18 protein-coding genes are annotated in these 15,826 nt (G+C 70.5%); 7 read left to right on the forward strand and 11 right to left on the reverse strand.

From position 1 onward, the window contains the following. The 4 genes from VKG64_20055 to VKG64_20070 all read left to right on the forward strand — a co-directional run. A partial coding sequence (locus VKG64_20055) for a phosphoglycerate mutase (protein HKB27334.1) occupies window positions 1-235 on the forward strand: 235 nt, incomplete at its 5' end. A gap of 20 nt (window positions 236-255) precedes the next feature. Beyond that, a complete protein-coding gene (gene mgtE / locus VKG64_20060) occupies window positions 256-1,599 on the forward strand; it encodes a magnesium transporter (GenBank protein HKB27335.1) in 1,344 nt (447 codons plus the stop codon). Window positions 1,600-1,729: 130 nt separating this feature from the next. After that, window positions 1,730-2,359: a class I SAM-dependent methyltransferase gene (locus VKG64_20065; protein HKB27336.1), complete on the forward strand. Its 630-nt coding sequence runs from the start codon at window positions 1,730-1,732 to the stop codon at window positions 2,357-2,359. Next, window positions 2,326-3,339 carry an alpha/beta fold hydrolase gene (locus tag VKG64_20070; GenBank protein ID HKB27337.1) on the forward strand — a complete coding sequence of 338 codons (1,014 nt, stop codon included), beginning with the start codon at window positions 2,326-2,328 and terminating at the stop codon, window positions 3,337-3,339. The genes VKG64_20065 and VKG64_20070 overlap by 34 nt, the downstream gene beginning before the upstream one ends. 81 nt (window positions 3,340-3,420) lie before the next feature. Here VKG64_20070 and VKG64_20075 read toward each other — a convergent pair whose 3' ends face one another. Genes VKG64_20075 through VKG64_20125 form a run of 11 tightly spaced genes read right to left on the reverse strand, consistent with a single transcriptional unit; the run spans window position 3,421 to window position 12,739 of the window. Further along, a complete protein-coding gene (locus VKG64_20075) occupies window positions 3,421-4,860 on the reverse strand; it encodes a sigma-54 dependent transcriptional regulator (protein HKB27338.1) in 1,440 nt (479 codons plus the stop codon). Next, complete coding sequence (locus VKG64_20080; protein ID HKB27339.1) at window positions 4,857-6,278, reverse strand: DegQ family serine endoprotease; 1,422 nt, start codon at window positions 6,276-6,278, stop codon at window positions 4,857-4,859. Before VKG64_20080 ends, VKG64_20075 begins: the two co-directional genes overlap by 4 nt. A gap of 31 nt (window positions 6,279-6,309) precedes the next feature. After that, a complete protein-coding gene (gene tilS / locus VKG64_20085) occupies window positions 6,310-7,683 on the reverse strand; it encodes a tRNA lysidine(34) synthetase TilS (protein HKB27340.1) in 1,374 nt (457 codons plus the stop codon). A 4-nt stretch (window positions 7,684-7,687) separates the two neighbouring features. Next, window positions 7,688-8,359 carry a molybdenum cofactor biosynthesis protein MoaE gene (locus VKG64_20090; protein HKB27341.1) on the reverse strand — a complete coding sequence of 224 codons (672 nt, stop codon included), beginning with the start codon at window positions 8,357-8,359 and terminating at the stop codon, window positions 7,688-7,690. A gap of 14 nt (window positions 8,360-8,373) precedes the next feature. After that, window positions 8,374-8,700 carry an iron-sulfur cluster assembly accessory protein gene (locus tag VKG64_20095; protein HKB27342.1) on the reverse strand — a complete coding sequence of 109 codons (327 nt, stop codon included), beginning with the start codon at window positions 8,698-8,700 and terminating at the stop codon, window positions 8,374-8,376. Window positions 8,701-8,754: 54 nt separating this feature from the next. Next, window positions 8,755-9,483, reverse strand: a complete 729-nt coding sequence (locus VKG64_20100; protein HKB27343.1) for an SDR family NAD(P)-dependent oxidoreductase — start codon at window positions 9,481-9,483, stop codon at window positions 8,755-8,757. Then, the gene (gene folE, locus VKG64_20105) at window positions 9,480-10,043 is read right to left on the reverse strand and encodes a GTP cyclohydrolase I FolE (protein ID HKB27344.1); all 564 of its coding nucleotides are present in this window, start codon (window positions 10,041-10,043) and stop codon (window positions 9,480-9,482) included. Before folE ends, VKG64_20100 begins: the two co-directional genes overlap by 4 nt. After that, window positions 10,043-10,444, reverse strand: coding sequence for a 6-carboxytetrahydropterin synthase (locus tag VKG64_20110; GenBank protein HKB27345.1), 402 nt, complete (start codon window positions 10,442-10,444; stop codon window positions 10,043-10,045). The genes folE and VKG64_20110 overlap by 1 nt, the downstream gene beginning before the upstream one ends. After that, window positions 10,444-10,851 carry a 6-carboxytetrahydropterin synthase gene (locus VKG64_20115; GenBank protein ID HKB27346.1) on the reverse strand — a complete coding sequence of 136 codons (408 nt, stop codon included), beginning with the start codon at window positions 10,849-10,851 and terminating at the stop codon, window positions 10,444-10,446. The genes VKG64_20110 and VKG64_20115 overlap by 1 nt, the downstream gene beginning before the upstream one ends. Before the next feature lie 40 nt (window positions 10,852-10,891). Then, window positions 10,892-11,947, reverse strand: a complete 1,056-nt coding sequence (locus tag VKG64_20120) for a glycosyltransferase family 4 protein (GenBank protein HKB27347.1) — start codon at window positions 11,945-11,947, stop codon at window positions 10,892-10,894. A gap of 9 nt (window positions 11,948-11,956) precedes the next feature. Beyond that, on the reverse strand, window positions 11,957-12,739 hold the full coding sequence (locus tag VKG64_20125; protein HKB27348.1) for an enoyl-CoA hydratase: 783 nt from the start codon (window positions 12,737-12,739) through the stop codon (window positions 11,957-11,959). 853 nt (window positions 12,740-13,592) lie between these two features. Between VKG64_20125 and VKG64_20130 the strand changes: the two genes are divergently transcribed. The 3 genes from VKG64_20130 to VKG64_20140 are packed head-to-tail and all read left to right on the forward strand — an operon-like array spanning window position 13,593 to window position 15,764. After that, complete coding sequence (locus VKG64_20130) at window positions 13,593-13,904, forward strand: hypothetical protein (protein ID HKB27349.1); 312 nt, start codon at window positions 13,593-13,595, stop codon at window positions 13,902-13,904. A gap of 2 nt (window positions 13,905-13,906) precedes the next feature. Then, entirely contained in the window at window positions 13,907-14,941 is a 1,035-nt protein-coding gene (locus tag VKG64_20135; GenBank protein HKB27350.1) for a hypothetical protein, read from the forward strand. Between the two features lie 40 nt (window positions 14,942-14,981). After that, a complete protein-coding gene (locus VKG64_20140) occupies window positions 14,982-15,764 on the forward strand; it encodes a hypothetical protein (GenBank protein ID HKB27351.1) in 783 nt (260 codons plus the stop codon). The last annotated feature ends 62 nt before the right edge of the window (window positions 15,765-15,826 follow it).

Genomic DNA, 15,826 nt, shown 5'->3' on the forward strand with positions numbered 1-15,826 from the left:
GCTCGCGCCCGACGTGCTCGTGGTCACGGGCGACCACGCGACCCCCTCGGTGCTCGCCGCCCACGGCTGGCAGCCCGTGCCGGTCCTCGTCTGGAGCCGCTGGTGCGGCGCCGACCCGGTCACCCGGTTCACCGAGCGGGCGTGCGCGGCGGGCTCGCTCGGCGTCTTTCCCTCGCACCACCTGATGCCGCTCGTCATGGCCAACGCCCTGCGGCTGACGAAGTTCGGGGCCTGATCCAGCGACTTCCGAGAGCCATGGACGAGCGCGCACCCCTGCCGCAGGCCGCGAGACGCCTCATAGATCGCACGGCCGACCCGCGTGACCGCGAGGCGCTGGAGGGTGCGCACGCGGCCGACATCGCGGCGCTCCTCCGCCAGCTTCCCCTCCCGGAGCAGGCGGCACTCTTCCGTCTCCTGAGCCGAGAGCGGGCCGGCGACGTGCTGGCCGAGCTGGACGATCAGAACCAGCGCGAGCTGGTCCAGGCCCTCGGCCAGGTCGAAGCGTCCGAGATCCTCGAGGAGATGCCGCCCGAGCACGCCGCGGACGTGGTCGAGGAGCTCCCGACCGAAGATGCCGAAAAGATCCTGGATCTCATGGCGGAGAAACAATCCGAGGAGGTCCAGGAGCTCCTCGATTACCCGGAACAGTCCGCGGGCCGCCTCATGTCGCCGGACTACGTGGCGGTCAACGAGCGGACGACCGCCGAGGGGGCGATCGAGCACATCCGCCGATCGGTAACGGAGGACCGGGCCTTCGAGCTCTACGTCGTGGACGACCACCATCACCTGATCGGCGTCGTCCCGCTCCGTCGCCTCCTGACCGCGGATCCCCGCACGCCGGTCCTGGAGATCTGCAACGACCAGATCGTCAGCGTGACCACGGACACGGACCAGGAGGACGTCGCGAGGACCGTGGCGAAATATGACCTGGTCGCCGTGCCCGTGGTGGATCAGCGACAGCACCTCGTGGGGACGATCGCGGTGGACGACGTCGTCGACATTCTCGGTGAGGAGGCGACGGAGGACATCTTCAGAATCGCCGGATCGGATGCGGCCGAGCTCGAGCGGCGTTCGCCGCGCGAGGTCGCCCTGCTGCGCTTGCCGTGGGTGCTCGCGACGCTGCTGATCGAGCTGTGCGCGGGGGTCATCATCTCGTACTTCGACCGGACGCTCAGCCGGGTCATCCTGCTCGCCTCCTTCATGCCGGTCATCCAGGCGATCTCGGGAAACACGGGGCTCCAGTCGGTGACGATGGTCGTCCGCGGCCTCGCCACCGGTCGCGTGGTGCTCTCGCGCTGGTGGGAGCCGCTTCGCCGCCAGATCGTGACCTCCAGCATCCTCGGCGCGATCTGCGGCGCCCTCGTCGGGGCGGTCGGCTCCCTCTGGCACTCGCCGCCGTTCGGTCTCGTGGTCGGCGTCTCGATGTTCATCTCCGTCAACCTCTCGGGCGCCGCCGGCACGGCGATCCCGATGCTCTCCAAGCGCCTCGGCTTCGATCCCGCGCTGACCGCCGGGCCCTTCGAGACGGCGTTCCAGGACGTGCTCGGCGTGACGATCTTCCTCTCGCTCGCGACGGCGCTGCTCCGCTGGCTCGTCTAGCTCCGCGGAAGACGGACGGACCATGACGCGATTAACTCTCTTGGCAACGGCTCCCGCGGGCGGTTAGAATACCTTCCGGTTTGATCCGCCGTTGGCCGGCCTCACATCCATGACGTCTGGAGGGCGCTGAGTGGACGCGGCGTTGGAGAAGAGGCAGGTCGAGCGCGCATACGAGCTGTACGCCCCCGTCTACGACTTCATCTTCGACTGGATCTTCTCGCCGGGCCGCACGGCGGCCGTCAGGCAGCTCGCGCTCCAGCGAAGCGACTCCGTGCTCGAGGTCGGCATCGGCACCGGGCTCAACCTCCCGCTCTACCCCGCCACCTGCGCGCTCACCGGCATCGACCTCTCGCAGGAGATGCTCGACAAGGCGGTCGAGCGCGTCGAGACGCTCGCGATGCCGAACGTCACGCTCAAGGTCATGGACGCCACGTCCATGGACTTCGGCGACGACGAGTTCGACAAGGCGGTGGCGACCTACACGATCTCCGCGGTCCCCGATCCCGTCGCCGTCCTCCGCGAGATGCGCCGGGTGGTGAAGCCCGGCGGCGTCATCGTCGTCCTGAACCACTTCCGGAGCGAGCGCCGGCTCATGGGCTGGCTCGAGGACCTCGTCGCGCCGGTCTGCACGCGCCTGGGCTGGAAGTCGAATCTGGCGCTCGGGCCGCTCCTCACCCAGGTCGGCCTCGTGCCCGAGCTGGTGGCGAAGGTGAACATGTTCAACGGATGGCGCCTCGTGAAGTGCGTCAACCGGAAGTAGCCCGGCTCGCCGCTCTCCTCCTCGCCCTCGTCCTCGTCCTCCCCGTCGCCCAGGCCGGCCACACCGCGCTCGTCGCCGGGGCGTTCCTCGTCGAGTTGCTCAGTCAGGGGCGGTACGCGCCCCTCTCGGCCCTCACGTCGGCGCCCGCGCGCGAGGCCCTGGCCGTCCCCGGCGTGGCGGCCGACCGCTACGTGCCGGCGGGGCTCGGCGCCGGGCGCCGGCTCGTCCTCGTCCACGGCGCGACGGCCGAGGGCAAGGACGACCCGCGCCTGCGCGAGGCGGCCGAGCTGCTCGCCCGCTCCGGCTTCGACGTCGCCGTGCCCACGGTCCCCGGGCTCACGCGCGGCCGCCTGCGTCCGGAGGACGTGGGCGCCGTCGTCGCGACGCTCGCGGCGCGGCCGGGACCGGCCGTCGTCCTCGGCGTGAGCGTGGGGTCCGGGCCCGCCCTGCTCGCGGCGGCCGATCCGAGCGTCCGGGATCGCGTGAGCGCCGTCGTGAGCCTCGGGGGCTACGCGTCGGCGCTCGAGGTCGTCCGCTTCTGGCTCACGGGGACGTACGAGTACGGCGGCGTGCGCGGGCGCGTCGCCCGCGATCCGCGGCTCGTGGGCGAGTTCGTCCGCGCCAACGCCGATCTGCTGGATCCCCGCGCGCGGGCGGAGCTCATGACCGGGGATCCCGAGCGCGCCGCGCGGTTCCTCGCCGCGCTGCCTCCGGACCTCCGACGCTACCTCGATTCGATGTCCCCGCTCGGCGTCGCGCGCGAGATCCCGGGGCGGCTCGTCCTCGTGCACGGGCGCGGCGACCCGACGGTCCCCTACACCGAAAGCCTGCGCCTCGCGGCCGCGCGCCCGGGGAACACCACGCTCCTGCTCGTCGGCATCCTCGAGCACGTGGAGGGCGGCGGCGGGAGGACGGGCCGGCAGGACGCGCGCGACCTCTTCGAGCTCTGGCGCGCGATGTACGCGCTCCTGGCCGGATGAGAGAGGTCTCATCCCCCTCTCACCCCGCCGCCTGTGGGCCCCGGCGGGCAAACCGGAGGCGGCGCGGACCGTGCGGAGCGGCTAGAGCGAGAGGCTCCGCGCGTCGCCGCTCGCGGGGCGCTGAATGCCCCAGGCGGAGAGCTTGGCGAGGATCGTGTTCCGGTGCACGCCGAGGTCGCGCGCCGCGCGGCTCACGTTCCAGCCCACGCGCTCGAGCACGCGCAGGATGTACTGGCGCTCGAACTGGCCCATCGCGTCGCGGAGCGGCGGTCCCGTGTCCTCGGCCAGGCGCGCGCCGGTCTCGGGGATCGCGACGTCGAGCGGCACGTCCTGGAGCTGGATGACCGGGTTGCGCGCCAGCACGACCGCGCGGTAGATCACGTTCTCGAGCTCGCGCACGTTCCCCGGCCAGTCGTAGCGCGTGAGTACCTCGAGGGCGCCCGCCGAGACGCCCCGCACGTCGCGCCGGCACTCGCGCGCGGTCTTCCGCACGAAGTGCTCGAGGAGGAACGGGATGTCCTCGCGCCGCTCGCGGAGGGGCGGCACGTGGACGGGGACCACGTTGAGCCGGTAGTAGAGGTCCTCGCGGAACTCGCGCGCGCGCACGGCCGCCCGGAGATTCACGTTGGTCGCGGCCACCACGCGGACGTCCACCGGGATCGCGCGGATGCCGCCGAGCCGCTCGATCTCGCGCTCCTGCAGCACGCGCAGGAGCTTCGTCTGGAGGTCGAGCCGGAGCGAGCCGATCTCGTCGAGGAAGACCGTGCCGCCCTGGGCGAGCTCGAACTTGCCGAGCTTCCGCGCGTGGGCGCCGGTGAAGGCGCCCTTCTCGTGGCCGAAGAGCTCCGACTCGACGAGCGCGTCGGGGATGGCGGCCACGTTGACCGCGACGAAGGCCCGCGCCCGCCGCTCGCTCCGCGCGTGGAGCGCGCGCGCCACCAGCTCCTTGCCGGTCCCGCTCTCGCCGGTGACGAGCACGGTCGTCGGCGTGTCGGCGATCTGCGTGATGGTCTGGTAGATCTTCACCATCTCGGGGTGGCGGCCCACCAGGCCCTCGAAGCCCGTGCCCGCCGCGGCGTCCGGCGCGCTGCCCGCGAGCGCCGAGCGCAGGTAGAGCACCTCGCGCTCGAGCGCGCGCTTCTCGAACGCGCGCTGGGAGAGGAGCAGGATGTCGTCCACGTCGAACGGCTTCGTGAGGTAGTCCCAGGCGCCGCGCTTGAGCGCCTCGACCGCGGTCCGCACCTCGCGTACCGCCGTGACCACGACGACGACCGTCGTCGGGTCGGCCGCCTTGACGCGTGGGAGCACGTCGATGCCCGGCTCGCCGGGCATGCGCTGGTCGAGCATCACCAGATCCACGTCGTTGGCGCGCAGGATCTCGAGGGCCTCGGCGCCGTTCTCGGCCTCGAGGACGTCGCACGTCTCCTCGAGGATCGCCCGCACGGACGCCCGGACTCCTTCCTCGTCGTCGACGACGAGGACGGTGCCGCGCCGCGCGAGCTTCGGCACGTCCGGGATCACGGCTGCTTCTCGCGCTCCATGACGAGGTACTCGCTCTTACCGCCCGTCCCCGGCCGCTGGACGAAGATCAGGAGGCGCTCGCCGGGCTTGAGCTGCGCGAGCGCCCGGAAGAGCGCGGCGGGCTCGGAGACGGGCGTGCGGCCCGCCTCGACGATCACGTCGCCGCGCCGCACGCCCGCGCGGTCGGCCGGGCCGCCCGGCGCGACGTCGGTCACGAGCAGGCCCTGCGCGACCGGCAGGTTCAGCCTCTGCGCCATGTCGGCGCTCAGCGGCTCGACCCGAAGCCCCCAGCCCTCCTCGTCCGGCACGACCGCGGCGGGCGCGGGCTCGTCCGCGGGCATCTCGCCGATCTTCACGCTGAGCCGCACGGGCTGCCGGTCGCGCAGGACGGTGAGCCGCGCGACCTGGCCGGGCGCGACGCCGGCGACGCGGCGCTGGAGCTCGGGCACCTCCTTGATCGGCGCGCCGTTGAGCTCGACGATCACGTCGCCCGGCCGGACGCCGGCGGCCTCGGCCGGCCCGCCCTTCATGACGTCGGCGACCAGCACGCCCTCGCGCTCCTTCACGCCGAAGGTGCCCGAGAGCTCGTCGGTGACGTCCTGGATCGCGATCCCGAGCCAGCCGCGCACCACGCGGCCGCCCGCGATGAGCTGGCGCATCACGTCCTTCGCCTGGTTGATCGGGATCGAGAAGCCGATGCCCTGCCCCGCGGCGACGATCGCCGTGTTGATCCCGATCACCTTGCCGTCGAGGTTCAGGAGCGGCCCTCCCGAGTTGCCCGGGTTGATGGACGCGTCCGTCTGGATGAAGTTCTCGTACTGCGTCACGCCGACGCGGTTGCGCGCCGTCGCGGAGATGATGCCGACCGTCACGGTGCGGTCGAGGCCGAACGGGTTGCCGATCGCGATCGCCCACTGGCCCACGCGGAGGTGGTCCGAGTCGCCCAGCTCGGCGACCGGCAGCGGCCCGGGCGCGTCCACCTTGAGGACCGCGAGGTCCGTCTTCGGATCCCGGCCCACGACCTTCGCGGCGAGCTTCCGTCCGTCCGAGAGGCGCACGGTGACGTCCTGAGCGTTCTCGATGACGTGGTTGTTCGTCAAGATGTATCCCTTTGGATCCACGATCACGCCCGAGCCACTCGTGCGCTGCTCCTCGCGCGGCCGCCGGCCGAAGAAGCGCTCGTAGAACTCCTCGCCGAAGTACTCCCTGAACCGCTCGGGCGACTCCTCGACGGCGCCGCGCTTCGGCACCGTGGTGACGTTGACGACGGCGGGCGTCGCGCGGTCGGCGACCGCGCTGAACGCGTCCTCGAGGGCGCGGAGCACGGCGCGCGCGTCGATCTTGGGTGGCGTCCGCTGCTGGGCGTCGGCCGGCAGGACGGAGGCGAGGACGAGGAGCACGGCGAGCGTCGTTCTCATGGAGTGTCCCCCGGGAGCGCTCACGGCGATTCTACCGGGCGGTGCCCGGTTCCGCCAGCGGCACGAGCGCGAGCTCGAGCACGCGGCGCGTGTGCGCCGTCACCGGCGCCGCGGCGCCGCGCCGGACGCCCGCCACCCAGAGGGTCCGGCCGGCGGCCTCGATCACCGGCACCCGGTCGCGCTCCCAGCGCGGCACCTTGGCGTCGATCAGAAGGTCCTTCAGCTTGCGCCGGCCCCCGCCGAACGGCTCGACGCCGTCGCCCGCACGCCGCGGACGCACGACGAGCGCGGGCGGAAGCTCGTCGGCGTCGAACGCGACGCGGCACGCCTCGTCGGGGATCGCGTAGCGCTCGGCCTCCACGAGCGTCGCCACGAGCGCCGCGCCGATCTCGGGCAGCTCGACGCGTCCCGGGACGGCGAGCACGCGCTCGACCAGCGCGGGGAGGGCCGCGAGCGAGAGCCGCACGCGCGGCCCGCTCACCTCGAGCGTCACGCCGGCGAGGCGGAACGGGCGGCGCGGCGCGGGCTCGACGAGGACGCGGCGGAGCCCGCGGTGGGCCCAGGCGCGGAGCGGCGCCCGGCTCCCCAGGCGTCCCGCGGCCTGGCGCAGGACCTCGGCCGCGACCTGCCTCGGCAGCGTGCGCAGCGCGCCGAGCGGGAGCGTGACGGCGCCGTCCCCGACCGCGGCGAGCCGCTCGAGCTCGACTGCGGCGGTCCGCTCGAGCGCATTCACCGCCTCACGCGTGAGCGCCGCCACACGGGCCAGCGCGTCGGCGATCCCGGGGTTGTAGGACTCGGCGAGGAGCGGGAGCAGCTCGTGGCGGATCCGGTTCCGGAGGAACTTCGGGTCGCGGTTGGTCGGGTCCTCGACCCAGTCGAGCCCCGCCCGGCGGAGCTCCTCGACGAGCGCGGCGCGTCGGCACTCGAGGAGGGGGCGGATCACGCGGCCGCGGACCGGCGGGATGCCCGCCAGGCCGCGGACGCCCGTGCCCTCGAGCAGTCGCATGAGGACGGTCTCGGCCTGGTCGTCGGCGGTGTGGCCCAAGGCGATCCGGTCGGCGCCGACCCGGTCGGCGCCGGCCTCGAGCGCTGTATAGCGCGCCCGGCGCGCCGCGGCCTCGAGCGAATCGCCATGCTCCACCTCGACCGTCGCGACCTCCACGGGGACGCCGAGCCGCTCGCCGAGCGTCCGGACGAACGCGGCGTCCCGCGAGGACTCGGGCCGCATCTGGTGGTCCACGTGCAGGATGTGGAGCGAGAGACGCCACGCGGGCGCGAGCCGGGTGAGCACGCGCAGCAGGGCGACGGAGTCGGCGCCGCCGGAGACGGCGACCAAGACGGTTTCGCCGCCAGCGAGCATCGCGTGGCGGCGAAGGGTGCGCTCGATCGCGCCGAGGAGGCTCACCCGCCTACCCGCCTTGGAGCCCGACCCAGACCTCGCCGTCCGCGAAGTGCTCCTTCTTCCAGACCGGCACCGTGCGCTTGAGCGTGTCGATCGCGTACTTGCACGCCTCGAACGCCTCCTGCCGGTGCGCCGCCGAGACCGCGATCAGCACGCTCGCCTCGCCGATCTCGAGCCGCCCGACGCGGTGGAGCATCGCCACGCGCTTGATCGAGGGCCAGCGGGCGCGGATCGCCGTGCCGATCTCCCGCATCTTCGCCTCGGCCATCGGCGCGTGGGCCTCGTACTCGAGGAACTTCACGGGGCGGCCGCCCGTCTCGTTCCGCACGACGCCCGAGAAGATCACGACGCCGCCGGCGCCGGGATGGTCCACCTCGCGGGCGACGGCGTCGGGTGAGAGCGGCTCCCCGACCACCCTGAAGACATCGTCCGGGGCACCGCCGCTCACCGGCGGGAACAGGCAGAGCTCGTCGCCGGGCGCCAGCGTGTGGTCGGGCTCGACGTACTCCTGGCCGACGGCAAACAGCGTGAACGGGCGGAAGCGCGCGAGCTCGGGGTGGCGCGCGGCGACGGCGGACCACGCCGACTCGACGGTGCCACCCTCGGGGAGATCGATCTCGATCCGCTCCCGCCCCGCGGCTTCACGGTACCGGGCGAAGAGGCGGACCCGGACACGCACGGCAGGATCAGCGTCTAGAAGCGGTGGGACTGGCCGCAGCCGCAGCTCGACTTCACGTTCGGGTTCTTGATCGCGAAGCCCGCGCCCATCATGTTGTTCTCGACGTAGTCGATCTCGCTGCCCTCGAGGTAGGGCACGCTGAGCTTGTCGACGTAGACCTTGATGCCCTGGGCCTCGACGACCTTGTCGTCCGGGCTCTGCTGGTCCTCCCAGCCGAGCTCGTAGGACATGCCGGAGCAGCCGCCGCCGACGATGCGGATCCGGAGCCCCCACGCGGGCTTGCCCTCTTCGAGCTTGAGCTCCGAGATCTTCTTCGCCGCCGTCTCAGTCATCGTGACCATTCGATCCTCCCGAATCGCCTGACCTTCCTGGAGCGGGCCGTTGGAGTCATCGTATCACAGGATGCCGCCCGCCGGCAGAAGGGTCAGATCCTCGAGCGACGCGTGGGGCGGCAGCGAGGCCATGAGCACCGCGGCGCGGGCCACGTCCTCGGGCTTGAGCATCCGGCTCCGGTCCGGTCCCTGGGGGATCGTGTCCCAGAGCGGCGTGTCCACGGCGCCCGGCACGAGCACGCCGACGCGCACGCCCTCGGCGCGGACCTCCTCGCGGAGCACCCGGCTCCAGACGACCACGCCCGCCTTGGTCGCCGCGTAGGCCGCGGACCCGGGGATGAAGCGCTGCGCGGCCACGGAGGCGATGTTCAGGATCGTGCCGCGGTGCTGGTGGACCATCACGGGCAGCACGGCGCGACAGCACGCCATCACGGCGCGGAGGTTCACCGCGAGCATCGCGTCCCAGTCCTCGGGCTTCGTCCCGACCACCGGCCCGAACGACGCCGTGCCCGCGGCCGTCACGAGCACGTCCAGGCGCCCGAAGTCGGCGACCGTCTGCTCCACGAGCGCCACCACCGCGGCGTCCTGCGTGACGTCGGTCGGGACGGCAAGCGCGCGGCCGCCGGCCGCCTTGATCGCGGCCGCCACCTCGGCGATCTGCTGGCGCGTGCGTGCCGCGAGCACCACCGCCGCGCCCTCGCGCGCGAACGCCTCGGCGATCGCGCGGCCGATGCCGCGCCCCGCGCCCGTGACGATCGCGACCTGGCCGTCCATCGACCGCCCGGCGGTCATATCTCGAGCCCCCGACGCGACTTGATCAGCTCCATGAACTCCGCGCGCGTCTCCGGCCGGTCCCGGAAGGCGCCGAGCATCGCGGAGGTCACCGCCTTGGAGTTCTGCTTCTCCACCCCGCGCATGACCATGCAGAGGTGGATCGCCTCCACGACGACCGCGACGCCGCGCGGCTGGAGCGCCTCGTTCAGCGTGTTCGCGATCTGCGTCGTGAGCCGCTCCTGCACCTGGAGCCGGCGGCTGTACATCTCGACCAGGCGCGGGAGCTTGGAGAGCCCCACGATCTTTTTGCGAGGCATGTACGCGATGTGGGCCTTGCCAAAAAATGGAATGAGATGATGTTCACAGACGCTGAAAAAGTCGATGTCCTTCACGATCACCATCTCGTCGTAGTCCTCGACGAACATGGCGCCGTTCAGGATTTCCTTCACGTCCTGGTCGTAGCCGGACGTGAGGTAGCGCAGGGCCTTCGCGACGCGCTCGGGGGTCTTCTCGAGCCCCTCGCGGTGCGCGTCCTCGCCGAGCTCCTTCAGAAGCTGCTCGATCAGCTTTTCGATCATCACGCTCCGCCTCGGTAGTCGAATCGGTTCTTCGCAGTCTCCACGACGCCGACCCGCCGGAGGGCCGCGGCGCCCACCTCGGGTTCAAGGATACGCCAGAACGCACGCGCGAGGCTCTCGCCCGTCGTGACGACGCCGTGGAGCGCCGGGACCTCCTCGAGCGCCCGGTGGTCCACGCGGTCGAGGACCGCGCGGTGCACCGCCGCGTCGAGCCGGCCGAGGTCCGCCGCCATGCCGGTCACGGGATCGGGCCGCCCGGCGACGGTGACCTCGAGGTAGTAGTTGTGGCCGTGGGCGCGGTGGCAGTCGCCGTAGAGTGCCGCGTTGGCCTCCAGCGAGAGCGCCCGGTTCTCGAGCCGGTGGGCGGCGCTGAAGTGGTAGACGCGCGTCAGCTCGACCATCAGGCGCCCCGGTAGTCCACGAACAGCGTCGGATCCTCCCAGACGCGCACCTGCCAGAGCCGGTCGGCGCCGAGCTTCGGGGCCAGGAGCTCCCACACCGCGATCGCGATGTTCTCGGTCGTCGCGACCCGGCCGCGGAAGAGCGGGTCGGCGGAGAGGTCCGCGTGATCGAAGCGGTCCACGACGGTCTCGCCGACGATCCGCTTCAGCTCGGCGAGGTCCACCACCATGCCCGTCTGCGGGTCGATCGCCCCGCGGATCGTCACGTCGAGCGTGTAGTTGTGCCCGTGCGGGACCGTCAGCTTGCCGAACGTCCGCTCGTTTTCGGCGGCCGGCCAGGCGTCCACCCAGTAGCGGTGGCCGGCCGAGAAGCCGAAACGCCGCGTGCTGTACGCGATCCCGTTCACAGGCTCGCCTCGCCTGCGGCTCTCGCTCGCACAGCCACGCTCACGGCAGCGCCTCCAGGAACCGGCGCGCCACCGGCACCAGATCGAACGCTTCCACGCGGCGCGCGCCGGCGGCACCGAAGTCCTGCGCGAGTCCCCTGTTCGTGAGCAATGTCTCCATCGCCATCGCGAGCTCGCCCGGGCTCCCCGGGTTCACCAGAAAGCCGGTCCGCCGGTCCTCGACGATCTCGGGCACGGCCGCCGCGCGGCACGACACCACGGGCAGCCCCACCGCCATCGCCTCCGCGAACACCAGCCCGAACCCTTCCTGGACCGTCGGGAGGCAGAAACACCAGGCACCGACATATTCTACGGCGAGTTGTGCCCGTGAGACCTCGCCAAGCAGCACCGCCGCGTCCCCCAGGCCGAGCCCGGCGTGAAGCGCCCCGAGGCGGGCGGACTCCGGACCTCCCCCTACGATGCGGACCTGGACCCCGGGGATTCGCTCCCGGAGGATCACGGCGGCCTGCAGGAGATCGCCGAGGCGCTTCCGGGGGTACATGCGCGCAACGGAAAGAACGGTCGGCCGGGCGCTCCGCGATCCCCCGGCGGCGGCGAACCGCCGGCGCCACTCCGCGAGATCGATCGGCTCGGGCACGACGGCCACCTTGTCGCGCGGAATCGCGTACGCCTGCGCCGCGACGGACGCCGAGTAGCGGCTCGGCACGATCACGCGGTCGGCGCGCGCGGTGTTGAGCCGCTCCCAGCGCGCCTGGACGGAGAGGAGCGCCCGCACGAGGCCGCGCTCGTTCCGGAGCTCGTCGACGATGACGCCCTTGAGCATGACGACGAAGCGCTGCCGCGGGCTTCTCCAGGCCCACAGAAACCCGTCCAGATCGACGCCGACGACGACGTCGCCCGCCGGGGGCGCGGCGAGCGCGCCCACGTTGTAGAGCAGGCGGTCGAGCGTGTGGAAGCGAGTGCGGAGCCGGAGGGGCCGCACCGCCATCACGTGGCCGAGCGCCGCGAGCCCGCGCGCCAGGCCGTCGATCGCGACGAAGGTGCCGCTCCCCTCGGTCGGCGAGAGCGGCGTCGAGGTGAGAAGCTCGAAGCGCACCAGCGGCCGCTAGCGGCCCTGGAACCGGGGCGCCCGCTTCTCGAGGAACGCCCGCGTGCCCTCCTTGTAGTCCTCGCTCTCGAACGCCTCGAGCGCCAGCTCCCGGAGCCGCTGGCGGCGCTCGTCCGTCAGGCCCTGGAGGTAGGACTGGATCGTCTGCTTGGAGCCGCGGACGGACAGGGGCGCGTTCTCGGAGACCTCGCGGAGGTAGTCGTAGGTGGTCGGCTCGAGCTCGCCGGGCGGCACGAGGCGCTGGATCAGGCCCATCGCGACCGCCTCGCGGTCGCCCACCGCGCGCGCCGAGAACAGGATGTCCTTCGCGTACGCGGGGCCGACGAGGTCCACGAGCTGGCTGACCGAGTCGGGCGGATAAATGATGTTGAGCTTCGCGGCGGGGATGCCGAACTTCGAGCCCTCGGCGGCGAAGCGCAGGTCGCACGCCATCGCGATCGCCATCGCGCCGCCCATGCAGAAGCCGAAGATCATCGCGACGGTGGGCTTCGGGCAGTCGCGGATCCCCCGGTACGCGGCGGCGGTCTGCTCGTTGTAGCGGAGCGAGGTCGCGGTGTCCTTGCGGTGCTCCTTGAACTCGGAGATGTCGGCGCCGGAGGCGAACGCGTCGCGCCCCGCGCCGCGGTAGACGATCGCGCGGACCGAGTCGTCCTTCCCGAGCCCCTCGGTCACGCGCGCGATCTCGGTCCACATCGCGAGGCTGATCGCGTTGCGGAGCTTCGGCCGGTTGAAGACGACCGTCGCGATCGCGCCCTCGTGCTCCACCAGGATGTCGCTCATTCCCTCACCTTCGCCTCGCGCTGAAGTGGTGGCGGTGGGAGGAATTGAACCTCCGACACGGGGCTTATGAGGACTACCGCCGCCACCACACCTCTCCGTAACGACGCGTAGTTATAGCACAGATTTTCTCGGGCGCCAGCGCTGCCGGCGGCTAGAAACCGTTCAGAACCGATCTCACGGTTACAGAAACGGTGACAGCCAAAGCGCAGGGGGGGGTGAAGTCCTAGCGGCGACGACCGCGTCACGTCGTTGGTTGCGGGGGCCTGCAATCCACGACACTACACACAGCACACGTGGCCTTCCGCTTTGAGGTCTCGTGGTCCACCTCGCGCGAGCGGCGGCCATGACTTGCCCGTGGTTCGCCTGAAAGCCCTTCTGACTGCCCTCCGTCCCACACTGGGAACCACGTCTGTCCGTGCCAAGGCCGATGGCTTGACAGTCCCTGTCTCCTACCAGTCTCCCGCGTCTTGGCCTGTCACAAGAGCACGGACGCTCGCCAAGCGAGTCGGACGCGGTTTTGGCGAAGGACAGGTCGCGAGGGCCGAGTGCGGCGCGCAGGTGTTGAGTCCATCAATCCACTCTCGGAGTTGCGCGAGGACCGTCTCCGCGTCACGGAGCACGTGCCGAACTCGCAGTTGCCGTGCCAGATCGTCCAGCTGTCAGGCGCAAAGAGTCCGATTTTCGAGGGGTTAGCCGTGGCACGTCCTTTGTACAAGCATGGACGCCGGTCTAGGTGGCAGCAGTCCGGGCTCCGCTGCCACGGATCCGAGTATGGGGGTAATTGCGGAAGATTCGTTTGTAGGACAAAGCCGGTGGCGGAATGGCCACCTCGAACTGAGAAAGGAGTCGCACGGTGCTCAATGACACGGAAGTCAAACGAATTATCGAGGCCATCACCGAGTACCGGGAACTGGTCCAGCAGTCCAGCGAGATGCGCGACCAGCTCGAGGCGCTCCAAAAGCGCTGGTTCTCCCTGCGGCAGGAACGGGAGCAGCTCCGGACCAGCGTCGACGGGATCCACATGACGCTCGCCCAGGTCAAAGTCGACTACCAGGCGGTCATGAAGCGGATGACCGACCTCTACTCCACCGAGGACACCGTCCTGGACAACATGAAATTCCTCATCGATGAGCTGACCTCGGTTCTCAAGAAGCACGAGGCCTAGCAGTGATGCGTCTGCCTCGCATCGCGCCTGAGGAGCCACCCACCCCGTTCACTGAGGAGCGCATCCAGGCCGAAGGCCAGCAGGACGGAGAGCGAAACCTCCCGGAGATGGGGTCGTACATGCCGGCGCCGTTCGAGCAGGCATTGATCGCTTATGGGGAACAAGAGGTTCAGCGAATCTACAAGCAGGCCTCGGGCCGGGTCGCCAAGCTCCAGCCGGTGCTCCAGGTCTTTCTGAGACGCCTGGAGGACATCGAACACCGGATCCAGTCGATCGCCGAAGGCTACAAGGCCCGGTCCCAGGAGCTGGGGCGGGACGTGACGATTCCCTTCCCGTCCGCGCTGCACTGGGCGCTGATCATATTCCTCGGCATCGGGGAGTTCCCCCTGAACACCGTCGTGTTCCGCCTGTTCGGGGAGGCCGAGTACCTGACATACGTGATGGCGTCCACCCTCGCGATCATGATCCCGCTCATCGGCGTGTTCATCGGGATCCACCTGCGGCACGCGCTTCCCCGCCTGGCCGGCAACATCCTGATCGGGCTCCTGACGCCTATCTCGGTTGGCGGGGCCCTGTACGCGGTGAGCCTGCTGAGGAACACCTATATCTCGTCCCAGGCCTCTGCGGGAGCCACCGCGGCTGCCGACCAGGGGAACCTGGCCTGGGCCCTCTTCGCGCTCAACAGTCTGATCTTCTTCGGTGCCCTGACCGCCTCGTACTTCGCGCACGATCCGGACGAGAATCTGGACCGGTTCCACAAGTCGCTCATCTCGCTGGACCGGAAGCGGAACGCCGTCCGCAAGAGGCTCTTCCAGATCGGCCCCAAGATCAACGGGGAGATCCAGGCGGCCAAGAGCCAGGTCGAACAGGTTCGGGCGCTCACCAACCAGCGGGTGGCGCTGTACCGGCAGACCAACATTCGCTTCCGCCGACTGTTGCCGCCGTACTCCTTCAGGAGGAGTCCCGAGTTCCCCAAGCTGGAGTGGTGGCCGGAAGTCTCCCTGAACGGCGAGAACGGGGCGTTGGATGGTCGGTGAGTCCCTCGTTCGATGCCGACTGACGCCCTGGGTTCTCGTCGTGATGACGCAGGCGCTTTTCCTGATGACCGGCTGCGCGCCCTCCACGCCGGCCGCCGTCCAACACGGGACGGCTGTCGTCATCTTCGTCGACTTCTCCCAGAGCGTCACGATAGAAGACCGGGCGTCGTTCCGGCGGGAGATCGAGAGCGAGATCCTCCCTTCGCTCTCGGCGGGAGACAGACTCTTGATCGCCCCCATCCACGACAAGACCCTGACCGACTTCCGTCCTCTCGTCGAGGCCAGCCTGCCGGCGAAACCCGAGTTCAACGGGTGGCTCAACAACGTCTTGAAGTACAACCGCCAGGCCAAGGAAATCGAGGCCCAGGCCCTCCAAGTCAAGGAGAAGATCAGGACGGACATCGCGCACGTGTTCGCGAAGCGCTATTCGAGCCCGCAAACCGACATCTTCAGCTCGCTCCTCATCGCCCAGAAACTGTTCCACGATGAGTCGCGACGGAAAGTGCTCGTCCTGATGTCCGACATGATCGAGGACAATCCGCCGTACGACTTCGAACGGCTCTCCTGGAGCTCTGCCACGATCGAGAAGACCCTTTCCGAGCTGGACGCGAAAGGCCTCATCCCCAAGCTCTCGGGCGTATGCGTCTACGTGTCGGGGGCGTCCGCGAGGTCGGCCGCGCTCGCGGAGAACATCGGCCGGTTCTGGCAAGCGTATTTCCGGCGGACCGGGGCCGACATGGACCCGAGCCGGTATGCCCACGTCCTCCTTCACTGGCCCCCGTCCAACGCCTGCCCGCTGATCAGCACGCCGCGCGCCATCTGAGGCCGAGCCACCCGTAGCAGTAGCAGGAAAGCAAATCGGGCACCCCGGTCTCCCGGAAGTGC

The organism is Candidatus Methylomirabilota bacterium, assembly GCA_035260325.1.
Lineage (GTDB): Bacteria > Methylomirabilota > Methylomirabilia > Rokubacteriales > CSP1-6 > AR19.

What these genes read in the sequence shown, in the direction of transcription:
- VKG64_20110 (HKB27345.1), bottom strand. Translation starts at nt 10,444, where the DNA reads ATGGTCGAGCTGACGCGCGTCTACCACTTCAGCGCCGCCCACCGGCTC.
- folE (HKB27344.1), bottom strand. Translation starts at nt 10,043, where the DNA reads ATGATCGAAAAGCTGATCGAGCAGCTTCTGAAGGAGCTCGGCGAGGAC.
- VKG64_20100 (HKB27343.1), bottom strand. Translation starts at nt 9,483, where the DNA reads ATGACCGCCGGGCGGTCGATGGACGGCCAGGTCGCGATCGTCACGGGC.
- VKG64_20095 (HKB27342.1), bottom strand. Translation starts at nt 8,700, where the DNA reads ATGGTCACGATGACTGAGACGGCGGCGAAGAAGATCTCGGAGCTCAAG.
- VKG64_20125 (HKB27348.1), bottom strand. Translation starts at nt 12,739, where the DNA reads ATGAGCGACATCCTGGTGGAGCACGAGGGCGCGATCGCGACGGTCGTC.
- VKG64_20070 (HKB27337.1), top strand. Translation starts at nt 2,326, where the DNA reads ATGGCGCCTCGTGAAGTGCGTCAACCGGAAGTAGCCCGGCTCGCCGCT.
- VKG64_20080 (HKB27339.1), bottom strand. Translation starts at nt 6,278, where the DNA reads ATGAGAACGACGCTCGCCGTGCTCCTCGTCCTCGCCTCCGTCCTGCCG.
- mgtE (HKB27335.1), top strand. Translation starts at nt 256, where the DNA reads ATGGACGAGCGCGCACCCCTGCCGCAGGCCGCGAGACGCCTCATAGAT.